Below are 21,250 nucleotides of genomic sequence, written 5' to 3'. Positions count from 1 at the left end.
GTTCAGTTAATGGCCCGTTCTTGTCCCGCCCAGTACGGCGCGCGCAGTTGGCGCTTGAGCAGCTTGCCTGATTCGGTGCGCGGTAGGCTTGTCAGAAATTCCACGCTTTTCGGGCATTTGAAGTGCGCTACTTGCTCGCGCATGAAATTGATCAACTCGTCTTCGCTGAGTGTGGTTCCGGGGCGCAGTACGACGCAGGCCTTGACGGACTCGCCCCAGACGGGGTCTGGTACGCCGATGATGGCTCCGTCCGCTATGGCCGGGTGTTTCATCAAGGTGTTCTCCAACTCCGCAGGGTATATGTTCTCGGCGCCGGAAATGATCATGTCCTTGATGCGGTCACTAAGGAATAGATAGCCGTTGAGCAGGTAGCCGGCGTCACCCGAGCGGAACCAGCCGCCCAGGGCGTCGCGGCCTTCGGGATAGACCTCTTGGGTGGCTTCTGGCTTTTGCCAGTACTCGTGAAAATTGCGGTCACTGCGAATCCAGACCTCACCGACCTGGCCGTCCTCCAGCTCTGTGAGGGTGACGGGATCCACAATACGCAGTTCCGTGCGCGGCAGTGGGCGTCCTCCCGAGCGCAGTAGTCCAGCAGCTTTGCGGTGGTCTTCGGGGGTGAGGTTGGTGACGACGCCTGCAACTTCAGTCAGTCCATAGATCTGTGAAAAATCGCAGTTAAATCGTTGCATGGCTGCTTGCAGCACGGGCTCGGTGATGGGGGAGCCTCCATAAGCGATGAGTTTGAGCTGGCTGAAATCAAGATCAGTATTGGCTGGCTCGGCCAGCAGGAAGTTGATCATGGCAGGCACCAGGAGTACATGCGAGATCGCCTGCTCGGACAGGGCAGCGAGAAAGCTAGCGGGCTTGAAGTCGCGAAAGGCCACGCACCGGCAACCCATATACACAGGAAACAGCAGAATCAGCAGGCCGGCGATGTGAAAGATGGGCACTACGTGGCCCAGCACGGAATGCGGCTCAAGGCCCCAGGCTTCGGTGGTGACCTGGCAGGCAGATAGCAGGCTCTTATGGGTGAGTACCACGCCCTTGGGCTGGCCGGTGGTGCCTGAGGAATAGATGTGAATGGCGGCCCGGTGGGCCTCTAGGGTGGTAGCAGGTAATTGGTCGTTAAACGCTGCGAGCCAGGAACCCAGCCGTTGGTGTTCTGGATCGGCACCATCTGTCGTAAAGATGCGCAGTCCTGACGAAGTACTGCGAGCGTCGATACGGTCCAGGAACTCCGTGTCGATGATCAGCACGCGGGCGTCTGAATCTTCAAGCACAAAGCGCACCTCATCCACGCTGAAGCGCCAGTTGATCGGCATGCCAACGGCACCGATCTTCATGCAGGCAAAAATCAGCAGGGCGGAATCAATCTGGCTCTTGCTCAGCAAAGCAATCCGGTCCTGCGGTCCCACCCCCAGTGATTTCAGCGCGTTCGCCAACTGGTTGGTCTGGCGGTTCATCTCCTCAAAGCTGACGGCTCGGAGGCCGGCAGTGAACAGGGCGGTTTGCGGGGATTGCTCTGCTTGCTGCATCAGGCAGTCGATCAGATTCTGGGCGCTCATGGCTTATCTCCTGAAATGCTGTGTGGGTCTCAGCAGGTGGTCGTGGCTCAATCAAACGCAGAGGCAAATGCACAGGGAAGGGGTCAGCTAGTGGCTGTCTTCACAGGCTTATGGGTCTGAGGGCTGGGTTGGAGTGAGTCCAGTTGTTGTTGGAGCTGCGTGTGAAAGCGGGGCGCGCTGTACTCGAAAGAGCCAAAGGTGAGGTTGTCATTGGCGCCTGAGGCCAGGCCGGCCTGTATGGACTCTGCGAGGGCGTAGTCTTCGGCCAGAGTCCGGCGGTACAGGTCCACGTTGGCGTTCCAGTACGCAGCGGCCTTGTCCGTGGCGGGCTCTGTCGGAATCAGTGTGATCTCATGAATCCGTGTGCGGGAGGCGCTGAGCGGCTCCAGGTAGCTGAGCTGCCCGTGGTCGGGCTGGACCAGGATCATCGTGTTGGGAAAGAAGTAGTAAGTCAGGTTGCCGTACTTGCGGGGGTCGAAGCCGTTTGCTTCGGGTTGCTCTTTTGGAAAGCGGGACTTGATGAGGTACAAGCGCCGGTGCAGGCCAAATTCGTCCACCAGTTGCAGGTTGTTCATGAACATGTGGGCAATGGTCTGGCGGTGCGCAACCTTGAAATGATAGGCTTCAAAGATGCCATCTATCAGTAGCTTCCAGTTGGCGTTGACTTCGAGCGAGCGCTGCGCATAGGACACGGGGGAGTGGAGCCCGTCCAGTGACTCCAGGTTCTCCATGAGCGGGCCCAGGTGTGTGTCGATATCTCTGATGGGTGATGTGGGGTCCAGCACAACCCAGATGACGCCGCCTCGCTCTACGGCGGCCAGCCTTTTGAGACCGGACTTCTCTTTCTTCAGGCAGGGGAAGCCGAAGGAGTCGGGAACACCTCGCAAGCCACCATCGGGCTGGTAAGTCCATGCGTGGTAGGGGCAGATGAAGGCTCGTGTTTCGGTGCCACTGCCCTCGGCCACAACGCGTGCGCCGCGGTGGCGGCAGACATTCAAGAAAGCGTGGACGGCTCCGTCGGATTGCCTGACCAACAGCAGCGGAACATCAAATGGACTCAGCGACAGCCAGGCGCCAGGCGTGGGAATGGATGAGCTACCGGCCACGGGCTGGGGAAACTTTCGCAACAAGCGCAACTCCTGGGTGGTCTGCTCGTCGCTGGTGTATTGGGAGACTGCGACCTGTCCGCCCTGTGTATCGGCGTCGGCCAGTCCGGTTTGCATGGCATGTGTGGCGCGGCGGTGAAGCTCGTTTGCAAAATGAGTATTCATTCCCCAGGCTCCTTTCAATACATGTGATGTTTTGGTGATTCCTTGATGTAAGTCTATGAATTGACTGATCAGTCAGTCAATAGGGCTAATGAGGCTTTTGGAGCCTATGGTTTCCCCAGCCTTGTTCATCGGTTTGGCGCTCGCATGAATCGACGGACAAATTCGGGTGCGAATGGAGTGCATCAGCTGCAATACAGCTTTGACCTCAAAGCCGCAGCGGTATGAATAGCAAATGGCTTATTTCAGGTAAAACAGCCTCTAACGCAGTCAGCAAAGCGCTGGCTGCTATGAATTCTTGCAGTGGAGAGTCGAATCATGTCATTCAGCCAAAGCCTGTGGAACGCCAACCAGGCACTGTTTCAAAGTACCCTGGAGCTGCCCTTCAACCAGGAGTTGGCGTCCGGCACGCTGAGCCGGGAGCGCTTTCGCCACTACATGATTCAGGATGCGCACTACCTCGTCGCCTATGGCCGAGCGCTGGCCGTGACGGCGGCCAAATCCGATAACGCCGAAGGCGTGGTGCAGTTTGCCAATGCCGCCAATGAGGCCGTGGTGGTGGAGCGCGCCCTGCATGGCGGCTTCATGCGTGACTTCGGCGTGACGCCCGAGCAGTTTGCAGCCACGCCGCTCACGCCGGCCTGCCATCACTACACCAGCTATCTGCTGGCCACGGCCTGGAGCGCCTCCTATCCGGTGGCTGTTGCGGCCCTGCTGCCCTGCTTCTGGATTTATGCCGAGGTGGGGCGCGACATTCATGCGCGCTCGGCCAAGGACAATCCGTATCAGGCCTGGGTGGACACCTATGCCAGCGAGGAGTTTCATGCGGCGGTGCGCGGCGTCTGCGCCACGGTGGATCGCCTGGCCGAGGAGGCTACCGAGGCCACGCGCGCGGCAATGCATGCGGCCTACAAGGATGCGGCCCGGCTGGAATGGATGTTCTGGGACAGTGCCTACCGCCTGGGAGATTGGCAAGGGCCGCTGCGCTGAGTCGCTGAGTTTTAGTGCATAAACGAGGGGTTGATTAAAAAATAATCAGCACCCCGTTTTCCCTAATGTGACAAGGAGTTAAGTCGCTTATTCAAGTGCTTGCTCCGGTTTGTCCACAAGCTTGTAATGATTTAGTGGGGAAAACTGGGCTACAGCCCAAGTTGAGTAGGCGTGAGCTGCTATGAAATGCGGAGTTTGTAGGCTTTAAGAGCCGTATAGTGTGATTTGCTTAAAAATTAAGCAGTCATTGAAAAGTCTTTGCAGAACAATGGCTTGATACGCTTATCCCGTTGAGTGGTTGGTATTGTCCACAAGCTTGTAGCGGGCGAATGGGGATATCCCGATACGATGCGCGGTAGAGCATCGAGGGAGAGGGAAGTGAAGAAATCAACATACCGGGCCATTGTTCTTGCCTCCATGCTCATCCCTGTGGCGGGCCTGTGCCTGGATTCCTTTTGTCCGCTGATCCCGGCGAGTCTGAAGTCGGTGCATGACAGCATGGTGCAGTTTGGCGGCATCAAGAGTTATCCGCCAGGGGTATGGCTGGCCATGGTGGTGGTGGTTGTGACTATGCTGGCTTCTTTTTACGGGCAACTGCGCTTCAGGAGCTGGGCGCCGAGTCTGGCTGTGAGCTCGACGCTAGCCGGCTTGCTGTTGTCCTGCTTTACGGGGCCGATTTTGCAATCGGGTGTGGGTGATGCTGCTGCTGGTGCGGGCGCCATGTTGAGCGGGGTGGCGCTGATCCTGCCTTATGCCAGCGCCGAAGTGCGGGCTCTTTTCTGGCCGCAAACCGCCGCAGCGACTGTCGATACGGCTGGCCTTCAGGTTGCTGGAACTGAGCCGGTTTGAGTCATGGACTCAGCGCTTGCCGGCCTCGACCAGATGGTCGATCAGTGCCCGCACCTTGAGCGGCAGGTGGCGCGATGGCATATACAGTGCATAAGCGGTGCGCGGCGCGTAGTTGCCCGTCAGCAGCCAGTCGGGCAGTACCTGTACCAGTGCGCCGCTGCTCAGCACGGCCTGGGCGGCAAAGTCTGCCACCAGGCCTATGCCCTGGTGCTGCAGCGCCAGATTGATGATGCCCGTGCTGCTGTCCATGGATAAAGGAGAGTGAACGGCGACTTCGGTCACGGCAGCCTCTGGGCTGCGGGTTTGGCCGTGCACCCATTGCAGCCGGCTCTGAAAGTCGCCATAGCCCAGCGTGATGCATGCCACGCCATGCTCGCGTCCCAGCTCCTGTGGATGCTCGGGCGGCTTGATCAGACCCCTGAGGTAGGCCGGCGAGGCCACGGCGATGTAGCGCACCTGGCGCAGCTCGCGCGCCACCATATGCGGTGGTAGCTGTTCTGGCCGGGTCAGGCGGATGGCCAGATCCAGACCTTGCTGCGCCAGGTCCTGCATCTGGTCGCTGAGGCTGACGGCGACCTCAAGCTCGGGCCATTGGCGGCGCAGCGCAGGCAGCTGTGCACTGAGCCATATTTCACCAAAGATGGTCGGTGCCGTCAGTCGCACCGTGCCGCGCGGCACGCCGCTGTAATGGCCGGCAATGGCGTGGATATCGCTGGCCGTCTGTGCCAGCTGGCTGCAGGCGGCATAGACCTCGGCGCCCAGCTCGGTCAGGGACAGGGAGCGGGTTGTGCGGTGCAGCAGCTGCACGCCCCAATGGGCTTCGAGCCGGCCCACGCTGCGGCTGACGGCCGAGGTGGTCAGATCCAGTTGCCGTGCGGCGGCGGCAAAGCTGCGCTGCTCCACCACCTTGGCGAAAACCAGCATTTCAGGAAGCAGGCCGGACTCTGTGCTCATGGTTCAGCTTGATTGTTGATCTTTGGGTAATAGTAAGTGGAATAGAGCTGTATTGATGCTTAGAAGTGATTGAAGGACCATGCCATCATGACTTCCCAGACATCTTCCTCTTTACAAGTGCTGGCTTCCAAGCCGGCTTTGGCAGCCACCTCGCCGCCCAAGGCTGCAGCCGGCGGTAGCTGGCGCATGGTGCTGGCCATGGCGCTTTCCGGAACCATCGGCCTGCTGGTGGTGGAGAGCGGCCTGCCCGTGCTGTGGGTGGTGTGGTTGCGTTGTTTGCTTGGCGGACTCGGGCTGGCGGCCTGGGTGCTTTGGTCGGGCCAGTGGTCCCGGCCGACCTGGCGCGAGAGCGGCTGGCTGCTGCTGGGGGCTGTGGCGCTCATCGTCAATTGGCTGTGCCTGTTTCGTGCCTATGAATACAGCGGCATTGCCATTGCCACGGTGGTCTATCACGTACAGCCCTTCTTGCTGTTGCTGCTGGCAGCTCTGCTGCAGGGCGAGCCTCTGCCGCTCAATCGGCTGCCCTGGCTGCTGCTGGCGCTGGTAGGCGTGGGCTTGAGCAGCGGCCTGGTAGGGCTGACTGATCAGCAGGCGTCGCAAGGGCAATCCTTGGGCATTGTGCTGGCACTGCTGGCAGCCAGTCTTTATGCCCTGGCCACCTTGGCCACTCAGCGGCTCAGGCGGCTTGCGCCGGCGCAGATCGCCATGCTGCAGATGCTGCTTGGTGCGCTGAGCTTGCTGCCCTGGGTGTGGGAGCTGCGCGCCCAGGCACTCTTCAGCCCCAAGGTCTGGGCTGCGGTGCTGGTGCTGGGCCTGGTGCACACGGCCTGGATGTACACACTGATGTACACGGCATTTCAAAGACTGCAGGCGCAGGCGATCGCCGGCTTGTCCTTTATCTACCCCGTCATGGCTTTGCTGGTGGATCTGCTCTGGTTTGGTGCCAAGCCGCAGCCGGCGCAGTGGCTGGGGATGGCGTTGATTCTGGGGGCGCTTGCAGCTTATCGGCGTAGCGAGCGCAAGCCTAATCAAAAATAGCTGCCAGCGGTTATGCATCAAGCGCCAGCAGCTATTGTTTTAAATCCAGGGGGTAATGGCCAGCACCAGTGGCATCAGCACCGCCGTGGCCACGCCGTTCAAGCCCATGGCCAGAGCGGAGAACGCAGCGGCCGTGGGGTTGAGCTGGATGGCGCGTGCCGTGCCAATCGCATGGGCCGTAAGTCCGATGGCAAAGCCTTGAACCGCTGGATCCTTGAGACGCAGGACGCGGCACAGCAGCGGTGCCATCATGGTGCCGCTGATGCCGGTAATGGCCACGGCCACGGCGGCCAGCGAGGGGGTTCCTCCAAAACGCTCGGCCATGGGCAGGGCGATGGGAATGGTGGCCGATTTGGGTGCCACGGCGATCAGCGTAGCTTGCGAGCCGCCAAAGGCCCAGGCGATGCCCAGCGCCGAAAACAGAGCGACCAGACAGCCCACCAGCAGCGCCACGCTGATGGGCAGCCACAGCTGACGGATGCGCTCGCGTTGGGCGTAGAGCGGGATGGCCAGTGCCACGGTAGCCGGGCCTATCATCAGACCCAGCAGGGATACGCCGCTGCGATAGGTTTCATAAGGCGTGCCCGTGAGCAACAGAATCGCGACGATGACGACCACGCCGGTAAACACCGGAATCAGCATGGGGCGGTTACCGCTTTTCCTGTAGATGGCCATGGCCGCCATATAGACCAGCATGGTCAGCACCAGCCAGGGCAGGGGCGAGCCTTGGGCCAGGCTCAGCCAGGCGGTGTGCAGGCGTTCAAGCAGGGGTGTGCTCATAAGCTCTGCTCCTGTCTTGCCGCGGGCTCGTCATCCGACTTGAGAGTGCGCTGGCGCTGCAGGCAGAAGCGGAAGGTGAGGGCGGTTGCGGTGAATGTGATGGCAGCTCCGGCAATGCAGGCCAGCACAAACGGCAGCCATTCGCGGCGCAGGTGGTCGAATTCCAGCATTACGCCTGCAATGACGGGGATGAAAAGCAGCATCATGTTCTGCAACAGAACCTGAGCAGTATCTTCCAGTGTCTTGGGTAGGCGTTTGTAAAACAGCAGGCCCAGCAGCAAAAGCAGGATGCCGATCAGCGCGCCGGGCAGAGGCAAGCCCGTGACGCGGGCCAGGAACTCCCCCAGTAGCTGAAAGGCAAAAAGTACGGCAAGCGCATACAGCATAAAGGTGGTCAGCTCCTGAATAATGAGTTGGCAGCCTGTTGTCAGGCAGTCAACTCTGTAAGGGTGGGGTATGGCTTGGGTGAATAAAGGTAAAGCAGGCGGGTAACTATTGCGTGTCGCGGATGACAGGTTTATCTTGGATCTCAGGCGCTTCGGAGCCGAAGCGGCCAGTCATCGCACGAGCTTAGGAGAAGTCACCATGCAAACCGCAGTCTATCGCGCACCTGTGTATGAACCTACGGTCGATGAATTGGAAACACTCAAGAAGCTGGAGCTGGGCGAGGATGTCTCCCTGTGGTCTGCCGCCAAGGAATATCTTTCCAAGCGCCTGCTGGAGCGGGGCCTCGTGGAGCAGGATGCAGAAAAGCACTGGCATATCACCGAGTCGGGGCGTATGGTGATCCGGCGCCAGCTCTGAAGTGCTCGGGGTTAACCCTTGGATTGCAATTGCCTGATTTGGAGGCAACCTACCTTTCAGCCCGCAAGTACAAGGGCTTGTGTGCTGTTATCACCAGGATTTCACTGGATATCCACAATCATGTCCACATGATCTGTGGAAAAAAGCGCTGTCATGGACAGCGCTTTTTTTGTGGCTTGACTCAAGCCAGGGTTGCTCGGATTGACAGCAAAGGCTCTCGTTGACAGTACAAGTGCAGCGATGCTCAAAAGGCATTTTCCAGAGAGAAATGTCCCATGTGACCTGCTGTGTGCTATGGGCTTGAAGCGAGTGGATGTTTGACAGATGGGCGATGCTGCCGGTGCCTGGCATGGTATTGCAAGGCATAGATCCGCACCAGATTGTGCAAAGTTATGCACAGTGACTGTGCAACTTCGAAAAGATGAGCGAGCAAGAGAGATCCTGCCTTATCCCGGCAAGGGAAAGGCATGGGGCTGTGGCGTAATTGATGCGCCGGCTTTTCGCGTGGAGAACGGAAGGCTGGATGGCAGCGAAGCCGCCTTTTCGGCTTGGGTATGTAGTGCCGGATTGGACCGGAACGCCCTGCTGCGGGGATTTCAATTCCCAGCACTCACCCTGGAGGGATGCGGATTGTATTCGATATTCAGGCGCAAAAAATTGTCGCAGCGTTCCTTTGGACAAAAACGCGTTGCGCCCATGATGCCGACATGAGGTCGAAGCTGGGTCGATTTGTCAGCAGGTACTTCGCTTGGTGTTGCTATCAGTGCTGAGTGGCTGCATATTTGCAGAGCACAAATCAACAAGGGCGGGTTGAAGCCCGCCCTTGTTAGGTGAGTTGCTGTCAGCACCAAAGAAGTGCTGCCGTCCTGTTATGCATTTGACCAGTCTATTCGCTTGTAGGCACGAAAAACAGGTACTCACCTGGCCCCATCTGCGGGGTAATCACATAGCCTTCGCATTGTCTGTCCTTGCATTTCACAGGGATAGCGCGGGGCCAGATAGTTGCTGCAGTAGGGTAACCAGGCAGGTACTGCGGCACATGCCATACCCCATAGTCCCCCACTGGCTCTGCTTGCTGCGAGCCTGCTGCACCTTGCTCGCCACTTCCGAAGATCTGGCGTTGAATGCTCAACGGTTCATTGATGGCCCTGGAGTCGGGTGCAGCCAAAGACGAAGCGCTGCATAGTGCAATCGCTAAAAGAGCTAGAGTCTTGCCCATAGCGGCCTCCTAGATTAGGAATCACGCCCACTAATTGTCATACAGCTGTGCTGTACGTGGATCTTCCATCACAGATGTTACAAGCGAGGGGCGAGGGGCTTCAGGTGTCCAACTTGACTGAACCTCTGTGGGCGCTGAAGCGGGAGTGGGGCTACCTTGTGCCGAAGCATCCGGCCCGTAGTTGTTGCGGCGCTCGTCTGCAGTCATGGATTGCGGGCATTTAGAACCCGTGATCTCCAGTGCCACGCGAGCGGCGGGATCCATGCAGTCCATTGCCAGCGAGGCTGCCTTCATGCCCTTGTTCCAGAGCTCACGGCTCATTTTCAGGCGCTTGCAATGCTCGTCCGTCCAGGTTGTGCCGAAGCTCACGCCAAAGCCAGGTCCGTTGGCACTGCCGCTGCTGCTGCCCATGCAGGTGTCATTGCTGGTAGTGAGATTGGGGCCGTTCACGCTGGGAACGTTTTTCATGGTGTAAGTACCTGTGTACTCCACAATGTTCTTGGACGTCCCGGATACCGTGCTGTTCAGGTTCTGGGTGGTCGTGCCGTTCGTTGTGATGTTTTGATCGGAGGTTGAAGTGGATCTGCTGTCCATCGTTGATACAGATCGACTTTCCGCCGGGGCAACGACCGGATTGACAATGGTGACCGACTGATTCTGTTGCGCCCCCACGGAAGAGGAGCTAGAGGAGCTTTGCGCGCTGCTGTCGGCACTTTGCGCATAACTGCACAAAGGAACGCAAAGACTTAACAGAGCTATTGAGAATTTCATGCTTTGCTCCTACGTTGCCCGAGCCCGGCCAGGTAGCCAGGCCCGGGACAAACACAACTATCTTGGGACAGCTGCCTTAGTTGGCATTGGCAGCGGAGCCTGCACCGGCAGTACCGGAGGTGCCACCACCGTTGGAGAAGTAGCCAGCATTGCCAAATGCTCCAGCGTTCTGATGGACGGTACCCACCGAGGTTGCGCCCGATCCGGTGTTGGTCCATGCGCCGCTAGGCCCAGAGATAGCAGCCGAAGTTGCGCCATAACCGGAAGTCGTGCCAGCATTGCTGTTCACATAGGACAGTCCGCCACCAGGGCCAGCGCCAGTGGCAACTTGGTTGGCTGTGTGCGAAGTGGCCACACCAGCTGCTCCGCCGCTGACGGGGCCTGCGCTGTAGCCAGCCAGGGCCGCAGAACCTGCGTTAGCGTTGGTCGCAGCACCGCCACCCGCAACAGCGTTGCCCGAAGTTGCAGAAAGGCTCTTCACGTTACCGTAGGTAGTTGCGCCACCACTGACCGCAGCACCACCGGCGCCGTAAGGGCCTACAGCAATGCCGCCACCAGCGGCATTGGCGTTGGAGGTTGCACCGGAGGTTGCACTATTCATGCTCAGCGCAGCACCGTTGCCCGAGCTGGCAGCACCCGACACCGTAGCTGAAGATGCGCTCGACGTCGTGTTTGTGGCAGCGATGCTTGAGCCGCTCACCGCAGCAGATGCAACACCAGCCAACGCAATAACCGCCATGGCAATCAGAGACTTTTTCATGATCATTCCTTTGAATAGCGAGTTCTCAGACAACTGAGAGTGTGTGAGCGAAAGACCGATGCAATTTCGCAAAGGCCAGTGTTAACCGTCAACAAGTTATGGAGTGCTTTGTTACGTTCCAAAACTGCTTTCGGTGAAGGCAGTTTCAGAAAACGACGGAGAAACAGTAATACCCCATTCAAAGATATTTTTTGAAGAATTTAAAATGATGAGAAAAATGAATGATTTGTTGTGGCTTGTGGATGTTGTGCTATTGAAAGAATAGTGCTTGTTGGAAAATTCTTACAATGCTAAAAAATGTAATCTGTATTTCTTTTTATTTTATATGTCCATTGTTTCAAAAATAAAGGGTTTACATCTATTTTTCTGATGAAAAGAAGTTAATACCTCGTATTCCAGTATTAATTTGTAAAAATCTAAACCTTATTTTTCTTTATTTGTTTTTTGTAGATTTTCAATGGAATGAATTCTATTTTTCGCGAGATTCCAAAGAAATCGACCCATCAAATGGAGTGTCACATGTATCTATCCGACGCATTTATGAGCTCACGGTTTGATGATGCTGGCAGTACAGAAGTCACATCTACTGTCTTTGGGCGCATGTGGCCGTCCGACATGAAGGGTCAGCAGAACCAGCCGGTGCGAGTCTTTCTGGTTGACGAAGACAGCCATGTCAGGAATGTGATCTCGCAGGAGCTCATGCGTGATCCGCGCACTCTTCTGGTAGGGCAGGCCTCCAGCTATAGAGAGGCTCGTAAGAACATCTTTTTGCAAGATTTCGATGTGCTCCTCATTGACCTGTCTCTTGGTGAAGGCCAAGGAATCGAGTTGCTGGAATCGATCCAACTAAAGAGGCCTGACGTGCTGAGCATTGCAATTTCTGCAAGTGAAAACGACGACGCGGCCATGAATGCTCTTAAAAGAGGCGCTGTTGGGTACCTAGTGAAGAACTCATGGTTTGGAAGCTACTCGCAAGCTGTGCTGGAAGTTGCGAATGGTGGAGCCGCTATATCTCCAGTAGTGGCAAAGAAAATCATTCCAAAAATATTCAAGGCCAATTTTCATGAGGAAAGTATCTTCAAACACAAGAGCTTTGAGTCGCTGACTGAAAGAGAAGTGGAAATATTGAAATTGATAGCCCAAGGAAAAAACTCTCTAGAGGTCGCGTCCTACTTGCAAATAAGCCCTTTGACAGTGTCAACGCATATAAAAAATATTTACGGAAAGATGCAAGTAAGAACCAGGGCGCAAGCCGTCAGATGTGCAATATTGATAGGTATTATTTGAGTACTGTTGTTAAGTGTGCTCTAGGTCTTAAATGTAAAAATACTCTGTCTTAAATCTCATATTGAAATGATATTTGAGTCTGAAATATTTTTTGCAGATTTCTTTATAGAGAAATTTCTTTCATGAGGTGGAAGGAGCTTTTACCTGGTCACTTTCAAGCATGTGCTCCTTGTTGGGCAAAGCGTGCGTGCTGTTTTCACATGGCTGCGATCCAGCAGCTTTGATGCTTCATCGATGTCATGGATGGGCCGGCCGCGAAGTTGCGCATGTCGCACATAGGCATGGCGCGCATTCGTTTGCCAGCCTCTTTATTGCCGGTGACAAGAGTGAGGTTGCCCCGTTGCAAGAGCTGTTCGATACATTCAACGAGTGGGCGGGACGGGAGGTTGTGAGGCAGCCTCCTTATGAAGCAAATATGAGCTGACCACTGCACTCTATTCGGCGGCACTGGGAGGGGGAGTCAATGAATGGGGATACCACTCCGAAATGACCGATGCTGCATGCGCATGTGCTGATCGCCAGAGGTCGTTCTGGCTGGAGCCAGGATGGTCTGGTAGTTCGATGTGTCTATCAGCCGCGCGAATAGCGAACCAAATGCCATGCTCCCAGTCCTGGTCTCGTTGCAGTTTCTTGAGGGCAGGTGCAGTAATCACGATCACTCTCTTATTGCCCGCTCTTGCATAGCCGATCTCAACCAGCGTTCCAAAAGCCTCCAGGTCTTCGAGATAGGCGACAACAACGTCGGCCCGTGAGATGCCTTGAAGAGCTCCGCGATAGGCAGCGCTTTGTGGATTGTAGGGAGAGTAAGAATTCGCGCCATGCATGTGTCCATGGCTGCCATTTTTCGCTTTCCATGGACCTGAATACATGAACCTCGTACGAGTTCCGTGAAATAGCATTTCTTCCGGCGGCGCGATCAGCACATCGGTATCTGAATTCTCGATCCCTAGATCACCAAGTGCCTTGGATCTGGATACGTCGAAGATTCGCCAACAGGAAAACTCTCTGCCCGGGTCCTCATTGTCTAAATCTGTCCCCATTTTTCCCGCCATGTAGACGACAGGTAGAGCCAGTTTCGCTTGGCGGATTGCTTTGCTCGCCTGCAGCCAGTTTTCGACATCCGTTTCAAACCAGCCAATGGCTCTGTTGCTCATCGGTGTGGGATGAGGAAACTTGTCCTTGCGCAACAGCTTGTAGAGCATCGATCTTGATAACCCAGTCCGTGTCAGAACCTCATCCATAGGGATGACATTCTTCGTGAAGCGTGACTTGCTATCCGTAGGCATGTGGTTTCTTGAGCTCGTGTGCTAGGTGGATGAGCTGGCGTTAATTAATGCAATAAGTATTAATTTCCGATAGCCATACCCAATGTAGGATTGGCTCTGACATTGTTGTCGAATACGAACGATTTGTATTAATTTTGTATTTTGATCTGCTTTCACTCTTCGGAGGGACATGACGTTACCGCCGAGCCTGCCTGCTTCGTGGAGGCAAATTACGAGCCGGTCGGCATGTCGCGAACCCGCAGCATGGGATGCAAGGTATTGGGGGAGGGAAATTACGAGGCTTGCGGGGCGCCAGGCAGATTGAAGCCATCGCTGGATGGGGGCGCCTCTGTCCAAGGCGAGAGCTGCCATCTCGCCACGCAAGCGGGAGGACACTGGCGTGCTTTCGGATGTCGTCGCATGGTTTTTGCGCCAATCGTTTTTTTTGAGATGCGCCAAATCGCAAATTGCGAGGGGACCATTGCGGCAAAGAAAAAGCCGTTAAGTCATTGAAACTTAACGGCTTTTTGTATGTGGTGCCCGGGGCCGGAATCGAACCGGCACGCCTTGCGGCGGGGGATTTTGAGTCCCCTGCGTCTACCAATTTCACCACCCGGGCTTCGCTTAGCGCAGACGCGAATTATGGCACAGTATTGGACATGAAAACTTATTCGACCATCGAACATGCTATCGGTCACACGCCGCTGGTGGCATTGCAACGCATCGGCGCGGATGCAAACCGTGAACGTGCAAACGTAGTGCTGGGCAAGCTCGAAGGCAACAACCCGGCTGGCTCCGTCAAGGACCGGCCTGCGCTGTCCATGATCCAGCGTGCTGAAGAGCGCGGCGAGATCAAGCCGGGCGACGCGCTGATCGAGGCAACGTCGGGCAACACCGGCATTGCCTTGGCCATGGCTGCAGCCATCAAGGGCTATCGCATGATTCTGATCATGCCCGAGGACCTGTCCATCGAACGCGCACAGACCATGAAGGCTTACGGCGCCGAACTGATTCTGACGCCCAAGAGCGGTGGCATGGAATATGCGCGCGATCTGGCCGACCAGATGGTGGCCCAGGGCAAGGGTGTGCTGCTGGATCAGTTTGCCAACCCCGACAATCCCAGGGCCCACTATGAAACCACAGGGCCGGAGCTGTGGGAGCAGACCGGTGGTGAGATCACCCACTTTGTGAGTGCCATGGGTACTACCGGAACCATTACCGGAGTGGCCAGGTTCCTCAAGGAAAAGAACCCGAACATCAAGATCATCGGCGCTCAGCCTTCCGAGGGATCGCGCATTCCTGGCATCCGCAAGTGGCCCGAGGAGTATCTGCCCAAGATCTATGACGCTTCGCTGGTCGACGAGCTGGTCTATGTGACGCAGGACGATGCCGAAGACATGGCCCGCCGCATGGCGCGCGAAGAGGGCATCTTCGCGGGTATCTCGGCTGCCGGTGCCCTGTGGGTGGCCCAGGAAATTGCCAAACGCGAGCAGAACGCCACCATCGTGTTTGTGGTGTGCGACCGTGGTGATCGCTACCTCTCTACAGGCGTGTTTCCGGCATGAGCAATGTCTTTTGCGTGATAGCGCAAAAGAGAATCAACGCTCCAAATGACAGTCAGCGCTTATCCATCAAGCGCTGACTGCTATCAATATCAAGAATAGGACTTACGCAAACAAGAATGCAGCAGCGGCCTGCCTTATGAGACAGACGCCTCGCCTGAACCCGTTTTGCGTAAGTCGTGAAGAATACGGAGAGCCTCATGGCTTATGAAGTCCGCTTTTGTTCCAACTGCGCGACTGAGCTGCAATGGATTGTGGCCAGCGAGGACAGCGGCGAGGTGCAGCGTCTGCGTTGCCCGAGTTGCGGGTTCACGCATTGGGGCAATCCCACGCCGGTGCTGGCGGCTGTGGTGGAAGGTGATGACGGCCGGGTGCTGCTGGCGCGCAATGCACTGTGGCAAGAGGGCGTTTTCGGCCTGATTACGGGCTTTATGGAGGCCGGTGAATCGCCAGAAGCCGGTATCTGTCGCGAGGTTCTCGAAGAGACGGGGCTGCGCGTGAAGGCACTGCGTCTGCTGTGCTGCTCGGAGTTTCTGCGCATGAATCAGGTGCTGATTGCCTACCATGTGCGCGTGCAGGGCCGACCCGAGGATGTGAAGCTCTCGCCCGAGCTTCTGGAATACCGCTGGCAGACGGCCCAGGAGTCGCTGTGCTGGCCTGCAGGCACGGGCTACGCTCTGGCAGAGTGGATCAAGCAAAAAGGCTTCGAGCCGCGCTTTGGTGCTTTCCGTCCCGGTCAGAACCCGGAGCCTGATCCCGCCAAATGGCCTGTGCGACGCTGGGCTGAGGACACTCGCTTTACGGTGGCACCGGCTCTGGATTGAGCAAAGACCGCGCTGGCACTGCCAGCGCCTGGTTTTTCTACAATCGGCGCTGACGAGGAATCCACCCCATGCACGTAGATCAAGAAGTTGACACCCGCGGCCTGAACTGCCCGCTGCCCATTCTCAAGGCCAAGAAGGCGTTGGCTGCCATGCAAAGCGGCCAATTGCTCAAGGTCGTGGCCACAGATACCGGCTCCATCCGGGACTTCCAGGCCTTTGCCAAGCAGACCGGCAATGAGCTGGTCGAGCAGCAGACGGTCGGTGATGAATTCATCCATATCCTGCGTCGGCGCTGAGCGCTGAATCGGTCTGAGAGCATTGGACGGACAAAAGGCCTGCAAGCGCAGGCCTTTTGTCATCAGAGAGGCTTTGGCCGATCTTGCTTATAGGCTCAAGCTCTTGAGGTATTCGCGAAAGCTGTCGCCCACATCGGGGTGCTGCAGCGCCAGCTCCACCGTGGCTTCCAGAAAGCCTTCCTTGCTACCACAGTCATAGCGCTTGCCTGCATACTGGAAGGCATAGACGGCTTCATGAGCCATCAGCCGTTCGATGGCATCGGTCAGCTGGATCTCGCCACCCACGCCTTTTGGCTGGTTGCGGATCTCGTCGAAGATGGCGGGAGTCAGCACGTAACGGCCCGCCACACCCATGCGCGATGGCGCTTTCTCGGGAGCGGGCTTTTCCACGATCTCATCGATGCGCATCAGTGGGCCGCCCGCAGGCTCGCCCTTTACGATGCCGTAGCGCTTGGTGTGCTCGAGCGGAACTTCCTGAACGGCCAGCAGAGAGCGGCCCTGTTTCTGGAAAGCGGCCGTCATCTGCGCCATCACGCCGGGGCCGCCATTCTCTCCTGTCATCAGGTCGTCGGCCAGAATGACGGCAAAGGGTTCATTGCCGACCAGGGGTTGCGCGCACAGAACGGCATGGCCCAGGCCCAGGGAGCGGGGCTGGCGCACGAACAGGCAGTTCATATCGGCCGGGCTGACGCTGCGCACCAGGTCCAGCATGGCCTGCTTGCCGGCATTCTCCAGCTCGTTCTCGAGCTCGTACGAAGTGTCGAAATGGTCTTCGATGGCTCGCTTGCTGCGGCCGGTGACAAAGACCATGTCGCGGATGCCTGCCTCGTACGCCTCTTCCACGGCGTACTGGATCAGCGGCTTGTCCACCACAGGCAGCATTTCCTTGGGTGAAGCCTTGGTGGCGGGCAGAAAACGGGTGCCCAGGCCTGCAACTGGGAACACGGCTTTGCGGACGCGGGTTTGATTGCTCATGTGCTTGTCTTTTCTGGATGGAAAAAAGGCGCAGTTGCCTGCGCCTTGTTTTTGGAGAGAGTTTAGCGGGGTTTAGCCCAGACGAGCGAGCTGCTCGTTGATGCGTGTCAGTGTCGCGCCGAAGTCGGCCAGGCGCTTGCGCTCCTGTTCCAGCACTGCGGCAGGAGCCTTGGCGCAGAAGGCCTCGTTGCTCAGCTTACCGTTGGCTTTGACGATCTCGCCTTCGAGGCGCTTGGCTTCCTTGGACAGGCGGGCCTTCTCGGCTGCAACGTCGATTTCGACAAACAAAGCCATGCGGATGTCGCCCAGGACGTTGACCGGAGCAGTCTGTGCGGCGGTGGCCCATGCGGCTTCGTCATCGAACACCTTGACTTCGCTGAGCTTGGCCAGGTTCTTGAGCACGTCGGCATTGGCGCGCATAAATGCCGAGTCCTCGGCATTGCCGGCCACGGTGAGCAGCGGCAGGCGTTGAGCGGGCGACACGCCCATCTCGCCACGCAGCGCGCGGCAGGCATCCACCATCTGCTTGATGCGGCCCACGTAGGCGATAGCTGCTTCGTCGATCTTCTCCGGCTGTGCTTCGGGGTAGCGTGCCACGGCGATGGAGTCGCCCTTGAGGCCGGCCACGGGCGCAACCTGCTGCCATAGTTCTTCCGTCACAAACGGAATGATGGGGTGGGCCAGGCGCAGAATTGCCTCCAGCGTACGGATCAGCGTGCGGCGCGTGGCGCGCTGCTGGGCCTCGTTGCCGGTCTGGATCTGCACCTTGGCGATTTCCAGGTACCAGTCGCAGAACTCGTTCCAGACGAAGTCGTAAATCGTGTTGGCGACATTGTCCAGGCGGAACTCGGCAAAGCCCTTGGCCACTTCTGCCTCGACCTTTTGCAACTGCGAGCTGATCCAGCGGTCGGGCTGGCTGAAGTGCATATAGCCGGCGAACTCGCCGCCCGGTTGGCACTGCTCCTTGGTGTGGGGTGCCAGACCGCAGTCATGGCCTTCGCAGTTCATCAGCACGAAACGCGAAGCATTCCAGAGCTTGTTGCAGAAGTTGCGATAGCCCTCGCAGCGCTTGCTGTCGAAGTTGATGCTGCGGCCCAGCGATGCCAGGGCGGCAAAGGTGAAGCGCAGTGCGTCCGCTCCGTAGGCGGGGATGCCTTCGGGGAATTCCTTTTGCGTGTTCTTGCGCACCTGGGGCGCGGTCTCGGGCTTGCGCAGGCCGGTGGTGCGCTTTTCCAGCAGCGGCTCCAGCGAGATGCCGTCGATCAGATCCACGGGGTCCAGCACATTGCCTTCGGACTTGCTCATCTTCTTGCCTTGCGCATCGCGCACCAGGCCGTGGATGTAGACATGCTTGAACGGCACGCGACCCGTGAAGTGCGTGGTCATCATGATCATGCGGGCGACCCAGAAGAAGATGATGTCGTAGCCGGTCACCAGCACCGAGGAGGGCAGGTAGAGGTTGAAGTCGTCATCGGCCGCATGGCCCTGCTCGGGCCAGCCCATGGTGCTGAAAGGCACCATGGCGGAGGAGTACCAGGTGTCCAGCACGTCGGCATCGCGGGTCAGCTTCTTGCCGGGGGAAACCTTGTCAGCTTGTGCCTGGGCTTCGGCTTCGTTCTTGGCAACGTAGATATTGCCTTCTTCGTCATACCAGGCAGGAATCTGGTGGCCCCACCAGAGCTGGCGCGAGATGCACCAGTCCTGGATGTTGTTCATCCACTGGTTGTAGGTGTTGACCCAGTTCTCGGGCACGAACTGAACTTCACCGGAAGCGACGGCGTCGATGGCCTTCTGGGCGATGGACTTGCCGCTCGGGTCCTGGTCGCTGACCTTGCTCATGGCGATGAACCACTGGTCGGTCAGCATGGGTTCGATCACCTGGCCGGTACGGTCGCAGATGGGCACCATCAGCTTGTGCTTCTTGATCTCGACCATCAGGCCCAGCTCTTCCAGGTCGGCCACGATGGCCTTGCGGGCCACGAAGCGGTCCATGCCGCGGTATTTCTCGGGCGCCTCGTCGTTGATCTTGGCGGTCAGCGTCAGCACGCAGATCATGGGCAACTTGTGGCGCTGGCCCACCTGATAGTCGTTCTGATCGTGGGCAGGCGTGACCTTGACCACGCCGGTGCCGAACTCTCGGTCCACGTATTCGTCGGCGATGATGGGGATCTGGCGGCCCACCAGGGGCAGGGTCACGGTCTGGCCGATCAGGTGCTTGTAACGCTCGTCTTCGGGGTGGACCATCACGGCCACGTCGCCCAGCATGGTTTCGGGGCGGGTGGTTGCGACCACCAGATTGCCTTCGCCGCTGGTCAGCGGGTAGGCGATATGCCACAGGCTGCCGTCCTTTTCCTGGTTCTCGACTTCCAGGTCGGAGACTGCAGACTGCAGCACCGGATCCCAGTTCACCAGGCGCTTGCCGCGGTAGATCAGGCCTTGCTGGTACAGCTTCACAAAGGTCTCGGTCACCACCTTGGACAGCTTGTCGTCCATGGTGAAGTACTCACGGCTCCAGTCCACGGTGTCGCCCATGCGGCGCATCTGGGTGGTGATGGTGTCGCCGGACTTTTCCTTCCACTCCCAGACCTTCTTGGTGAACTCGTCGCGGCCCAGGTCATAGCGGCTCACGCCCTGGGTCTGCAGCTGGCGTTCCACCACGATCTGGGTGGCGATGCCTGCGTGGTCGGTTCCGGGAATCCAGGCCGTGTTGTAGCCCTTCATGCGGTGGTAGCGTGTCAGCGAGTCCATGATGGTCTGGTTGAACGCGTGGCCCATGTGCAGCGTACCTGTCACATTGGGTGGGGGCAACTGGATGGAGAAGTTGTTGCCTGCAGCGGTAGCTTCGGTACCGGGCTTGCCTGTGCCGCGATAGCCGGCATTGCCGTAACCGCGCTTTTCCCACTCAGGGCCCCAATGGGCTTCGATGGAGGCAGGTTCAAAAGACTTGGAGAGGCTGTCGAGGCCGGGCTGTTGAATGGTGTCGCTCATGGCTGCGTTACAAGAACTCTGGAAATGAAAACGGCATCCTGAAAAGGGATGCCGTCTGCATGAAAGATAAGGACGGATTGCCAATGATTTTAGCGATCCGATCCAGTGATGAGCGCGGTAGGTCTTATTTCGTCCTCTTGCGCTTATTTATCAAGCGCTTGTAGCTATTGAATTAGCGAGACTGCGCTTGAACAAGCATGTACCACGCCAGAGACGTCGAGCAAGGCCTGGGCAGCCCCAACCGCCCCGCAGCGAGGGCGTCGTCCCTCTTGGGGGAAGCGGCGTAGCCGCTCAGGGGAGTTACTTACCAGGAACAAACTCCGGCCGGTCGTTGTTCTGCGGCTTGAGGGGAGCGCTGGACTTGCCCTCGGCACGTTCCTTGCGCCACTGCTCCTTGCGGGCCGTCCACTCGTCCAGGCGCGCATGGGCGGTCTTGCTTTCCTTGAGCATCTGCAGCTCGTCGGCCAGCTGGGCCGTCAGCTCCAGGCGGATGCCGTTGGGGTCGAAGAAGTAAATGCTCTTGAAGATGTGGTGATCTGTCACGCCCAGCACTTCCACGCCGCAGGCCTGCAGGCGGGCCTTGGTGTTTTCCAGCTCCTGGACGGAGTCCACTCGGAAGGAGATGTGATTGATCCAGATCGGAGTGTTGGGTGAGGGCAGGGCCGCTTCGTCGTCGCCAATGTCGAAGAAGGCAATGAAGGAGCCGTCCTTGAGGCGGAAGAAGAAATGGGTGTAGGGGCAGTATTCGCCCGTGGAAGGGACATAGTCGCTCTGGATGATGTGGTAGAGCGGCAGGCCGAGGATGTCCTCGTAGAAGTGACGAGTCTCTTCCGCATCCTTGGCCTTGTAGGCGTAGTGGTGCAACTGCTGCACGGCGGCAGGTGCGGGCAGCTGGCTCATGTCCGCACGCCGGGGCTGGGAGTAAACCGGGGTAGGGGCGGCTTGGCTCATGCGATGTCTCCTTCAATTGTGTGAGTGGATTGATTCTACTATTCGTAATTGATTAACCTAAAGTAAATTTTTTTGATGAAGGGGATTTGTGTCTGAAGCATGCC

The 21,250-nt window shown here is 57.7% G+C and carries 21 protein-coding genes and 1 tRNA gene; 10 read left to right on the top strand and 12 right to left on the bottom strand.

Going from position 1 to position 21,250, the window contains the following annotated elements; translation table 11 throughout:
* Window positions 1–2 precede the first annotated feature (2 nt).
* Window positions 3–1,565, bottom strand: coding sequence for a long-chain-fatty-acid--CoA ligase (locus V8Z78_RS13405; RefSeq protein WP_349731534.1), 1,563 nt, complete (start codon window positions 1,563–1,565; stop codon window positions 3–5).
* Between the two features lie 83 nt (window positions 1,566–1,648).
* On the bottom strand, window positions 1,649–2,836 hold the full coding sequence (locus V8Z78_RS13400; protein ID WP_349731533.1) for an aromatic ring-hydroxylating oxygenase subunit alpha: 1,188 nt from the start codon (window positions 2,834–2,836) through the stop codon (window positions 1,649–1,651).
* A 315-nt stretch (window positions 2,837–3,151) separates the two neighbouring features.
* Between V8Z78_RS13400 and tenA the strand changes: the two genes are divergently transcribed.
* Complete coding sequence (gene tenA / locus V8Z78_RS13395) at window positions 3,152–3,823, top strand: thiaminase II (protein WP_054074631.1); 672 nt, start codon at window positions 3,152–3,154, stop codon at window positions 3,821–3,823.
* Between the two features lie 294 nt (window positions 3,824–4,117).
* Window positions 4,118–4,672: a hypothetical protein gene (locus V8Z78_RS13390; protein WP_349731532.1), complete on the top strand. Its 555-nt coding sequence runs from the start codon at window positions 4,118–4,120 to the stop codon at window positions 4,670–4,672.
* Window positions 4,673–4,681: 9 nt separating this feature from the next.
* On the opposite strand, the gene V8Z78_RS13385 is transcribed toward V8Z78_RS13390, so the two are convergent.
* Entirely contained in the window at window positions 4,682–5,626 is a 945-nt protein-coding gene (locus V8Z78_RS13385; RefSeq protein WP_003069096.1) for a LysR family transcriptional regulator, read from the bottom strand.
* Between the two features lie 87 nt (window positions 5,627–5,713).
* Here V8Z78_RS13385 and V8Z78_RS13380 point away from each other — a divergent pair, with 87 nt between their 5' ends.
* Complete coding sequence (locus tag V8Z78_RS13380) at window positions 5,714–6,664, top strand: DMT family transporter (protein ID WP_122975085.1); 951 nt, start codon at window positions 5,714–5,716, stop codon at window positions 6,662–6,664.
* A 39-nt stretch (window positions 6,665–6,703) separates the two neighbouring features.
* On the opposite strand, the gene V8Z78_RS13375 is transcribed toward V8Z78_RS13380, so the two are convergent.
* Entirely contained in the window at window positions 6,704–7,444 is a 741-nt protein-coding gene (locus V8Z78_RS13375) for an LrgB family protein (protein WP_280041639.1), read from the bottom strand.
* Window positions 7,441–7,830, bottom strand: coding sequence for a CidA/LrgA family protein (locus V8Z78_RS13370; RefSeq protein WP_003069103.1), 390 nt, complete (start codon window positions 7,828–7,830; stop codon window positions 7,441–7,443). Before V8Z78_RS13370 ends, V8Z78_RS13375 begins: the two co-directional genes overlap by 4 nt.
* Window positions 7,831–8,029: 199 nt before the next feature.
* Between V8Z78_RS13370 and V8Z78_RS13365 the strand changes: the two genes are divergently transcribed.
* Together V8Z78_RS13365 and V8Z78_RS13360 are read left to right on the top strand one after the other, a co-directional pair.
* Window positions 8,030–8,248, top strand: a complete 219-nt coding sequence (locus V8Z78_RS13365) for a hypothetical protein (RefSeq protein WP_003069105.1) — start codon at window positions 8,030–8,032, stop codon at window positions 8,246–8,248.
* A 399-nt stretch (window positions 8,249–8,647) separates the two neighbouring features.
* Complete coding sequence (locus tag V8Z78_RS13360; RefSeq protein WP_332295777.1) at window positions 8,648–8,959, top strand: hypothetical protein; 312 nt, start codon at window positions 8,648–8,650, stop codon at window positions 8,957–8,959.
* A gap of 538 nt (window positions 8,960–9,497) precedes the next feature.
* On the opposite strand, the gene V8Z78_RS13355 is transcribed toward V8Z78_RS13360, so the two are convergent.
* Both V8Z78_RS13355 and V8Z78_RS13350 read right to left on the bottom strand, forming a co-directional pair.
* The gene (locus V8Z78_RS13355) at window positions 9,498–10,061 is read right to left on the bottom strand and encodes a hypothetical protein (protein ID WP_349731531.1); all 564 of its coding nucleotides are present in this window, start codon (window positions 10,059–10,061) and stop codon (window positions 9,498–9,500) included.
* 253 nt (window positions 10,062–10,314) lie between these two features.
* The gene (locus tag V8Z78_RS13350; RefSeq protein WP_223305646.1) at window positions 10,315–10,938 is read right to left on the bottom strand and encodes a hypothetical protein; all 624 of its coding nucleotides are present in this window, start codon (window positions 10,936–10,938) and stop codon (window positions 10,315–10,317) included.
* On the opposite strand from V8Z78_RS13350, the gene V8Z78_RS13345 reads away from it, so the two are divergent.
* Both V8Z78_RS13345 and V8Z78_RS13340 read left to right on the top strand, forming a co-directional pair.
* Complete coding sequence (locus tag V8Z78_RS13345; RefSeq protein ID WP_223305645.1) at window positions 10,856–11,035, top strand: hypothetical protein; 180 nt, start codon at window positions 10,856–10,858, stop codon at window positions 11,033–11,035. The two genes, V8Z78_RS13350 and V8Z78_RS13345, sit on opposite strands and share 83 nt — an antisense overlap.
* A 482-nt stretch (window positions 11,036–11,517) precedes the next feature.
* A complete protein-coding gene (locus V8Z78_RS13340) occupies window positions 11,518–12,285 on the top strand; it encodes a LuxR C-terminal-related transcriptional regulator (protein ID WP_003069110.1) in 768 nt (255 codons plus the stop codon).
* A 434-nt stretch (window positions 12,286–12,719) separates the two neighbouring features.
* Here the strand turns inward: V8Z78_RS13340 and V8Z78_RS13335 are convergent, their stop codons facing one another.
* Both V8Z78_RS13335 and V8Z78_RS13330 read right to left on the bottom strand, forming a co-directional pair.
* A complete protein-coding gene (locus V8Z78_RS13335) occupies window positions 12,720–13,571 on the bottom strand; it encodes an AlpA family phage regulatory protein (protein WP_314352515.1) in 852 nt (283 codons plus the stop codon).
* A gap of 513 nt (window positions 13,572–14,084) precedes the next feature.
* Window positions 14,085–14,169, bottom strand: a tRNA-Leu gene (locus tag V8Z78_RS13330).
* Window positions 14,170–14,209: 40 nt separating this feature from the next.
* Between V8Z78_RS13330 and cysM the strand changes: the two genes are divergently transcribed.
* The 3 genes from cysM to V8Z78_RS13315 all read left to right on the top strand — a co-directional run bounded on the left by cysM (window position 14,210) and on the right by V8Z78_RS13315 (window position 16,232).
* Complete coding sequence (gene cysM / locus V8Z78_RS13325) at window positions 14,210–15,115, top strand: cysteine synthase CysM (protein ID WP_003069113.1); 906 nt, start codon at window positions 14,210–14,212, stop codon at window positions 15,113–15,115.
* A gap of 197 nt (window positions 15,116–15,312) precedes the next feature.
* The gene (locus V8Z78_RS13320; protein WP_003069116.1) at window positions 15,313–15,936 is read left to right on the top strand and encodes an NUDIX domain-containing protein; all 624 of its coding nucleotides are present in this window, start codon (window positions 15,313–15,315) and stop codon (window positions 15,934–15,936) included.
* A gap of 68 nt (window positions 15,937–16,004) precedes the next feature.
* Window positions 16,005–16,232 carry a sulfurtransferase TusA family protein gene (locus V8Z78_RS13315; protein WP_003052800.1) on the top strand — a complete coding sequence of 76 codons (228 nt, stop codon included), beginning with the start codon at window positions 16,005–16,007 and terminating at the stop codon, window positions 16,230–16,232.
* 87 nt (window positions 16,233–16,319) lie between these two features.
* Here the strand turns inward: V8Z78_RS13315 and galU are convergent, their stop codons facing one another.
* The 3 genes from galU to V8Z78_RS13300 all read right to left on the bottom strand — a co-directional run bounded on the left by galU (window position 16,320) and on the right by V8Z78_RS13300 (window position 21,146).
* Complete coding sequence (gene galU / locus V8Z78_RS13310) at window positions 16,320–17,207, bottom strand: UTP--glucose-1-phosphate uridylyltransferase GalU (protein ID WP_003069120.1); 888 nt, start codon at window positions 17,205–17,207, stop codon at window positions 16,320–16,322.
* 72 nt (window positions 17,208–17,279) lie between these two features.
* Window positions 17,280–20,195, bottom strand: a complete 2,916-nt coding sequence (locus V8Z78_RS13305) for a valine--tRNA ligase (protein WP_003069121.1) — start codon at window positions 20,193–20,195, stop codon at window positions 17,280–17,282.
* Between the two features lie 300 nt (window positions 20,196–20,495).
* On the bottom strand, window positions 20,496–21,146 hold the full coding sequence (locus tag V8Z78_RS13300; protein WP_003069123.1) for a VOC family protein: 651 nt from the start codon (window positions 21,144–21,146) through the stop codon (window positions 20,496–20,498).
* Window positions 21,147–21,250: the final 104 nt, after the last annotated feature.

The organism is Comamonas sp. wu1-DMT, from assembly GCF_040187805.1.
Taxonomy (GTDB): domain Bacteria; phylum Pseudomonadota; class Gammaproteobacteria; order Burkholderiales; family Burkholderiaceae_C; genus Comamonas; species Comamonas thiooxydans.
This window is presented reverse-complemented; position numbering and strand designations above follow the sequence as displayed.

Bases quoted from the DNA above. Each gene is read 5' to 3' on its own strand.
- V8Z78_RS13405 (WP_349731534.1), bottom strand. From the start codon at position 1,565: ATGAGCGCCCAGAATCTGATCGACTGCCTGATGCAGCAAGCAGAGCAA.
- V8Z78_RS13400 (WP_349731533.1), bottom strand. From the start codon at position 2,836: ATGAATACTCATTTTGCAAACGAGCTTCACCGCCGCGCCACACATGCC.
- tenA (WP_054074631.1), top strand. From the start codon at position 3,152: ATGTCATTCAGCCAAAGCCTGTGGAACGCCAACCAGGCACTGTTTCAA.
- V8Z78_RS13385 (WP_003069096.1), bottom strand. From the start codon at position 5,626: ATGAGCACAGAGTCCGGCCTGCTTCCTGAAATGCTGGTTTTCGCCAAG.
- V8Z78_RS13380 (WP_122975085.1), top strand. From the start codon at position 5,714: ATGACTTCCCAGACATCTTCCTCTTTACAAGTGCTGGCTTCCAAGCCG.
- V8Z78_RS13375 (WP_280041639.1), bottom strand. From the start codon at position 7,444: ATGAGCACACCCCTGCTTGAACGCCTGCACACCGCCTGGCTGAGCCTG.
- V8Z78_RS13370 (WP_003069103.1), bottom strand. From the start codon at position 7,830: ATGCTGTATGCGCTTGCCGTACTTTTTGCCTTTCAGCTACTGGGGGAG.
- V8Z78_RS13365 (WP_003069105.1), top strand. From the start codon at position 8,030: ATGCAAACCGCAGTCTATCGCGCACCTGTGTATGAACCTACGGTCGAT.
- V8Z78_RS13355 (WP_349731531.1), bottom strand. From the start codon at position 10,061: ATGGACAGCAGATCCACTTCAACCTCCGATCAAAACATCACAACGAAC.
- V8Z78_RS13340 (WP_003069110.1), top strand. From the start codon at position 11,518: ATGTATCTATCCGACGCATTTATGAGCTCACGGTTTGATGATGCTGGC.
- V8Z78_RS13335 (WP_314352515.1), bottom strand. From the start codon at position 13,571: ATGCCTACGGATAGCAAGTCACGCTTCACGAAGAATGTCATCCCTATG.
- cysM (WP_003069113.1), top strand. From the start codon at position 14,210: ATGAAAACTTATTCGACCATCGAACATGCTATCGGTCACACGCCGCTG.
- V8Z78_RS13320 (WP_003069116.1), top strand. From the start codon at position 15,313: ATGGCTTATGAAGTCCGCTTTTGTTCCAACTGCGCGACTGAGCTGCAA.
- V8Z78_RS13315 (WP_003052800.1), top strand. From the start codon at position 16,005: ATGCACGTAGATCAAGAAGTTGACACCCGCGGCCTGAACTGCCCGCTG.
- galU (WP_003069120.1), bottom strand. From the start codon at position 17,207: ATGAGCAATCAAACCCGCGTCCGCAAAGCCGTGTTCCCAGTTGCAGGC.
- V8Z78_RS13305 (WP_003069121.1), bottom strand. From the start codon at position 20,195: ATGAGCGACACCATTCAACAGCCCGGCCTCGACAGCCTCTCCAAGTCT.
- V8Z78_RS13300 (WP_003069123.1), bottom strand. From the start codon at position 21,146: ATGAGCCAAGCCGCCCCTACCCCGGTTTACTCCCAGCCCCGGCGTGCG.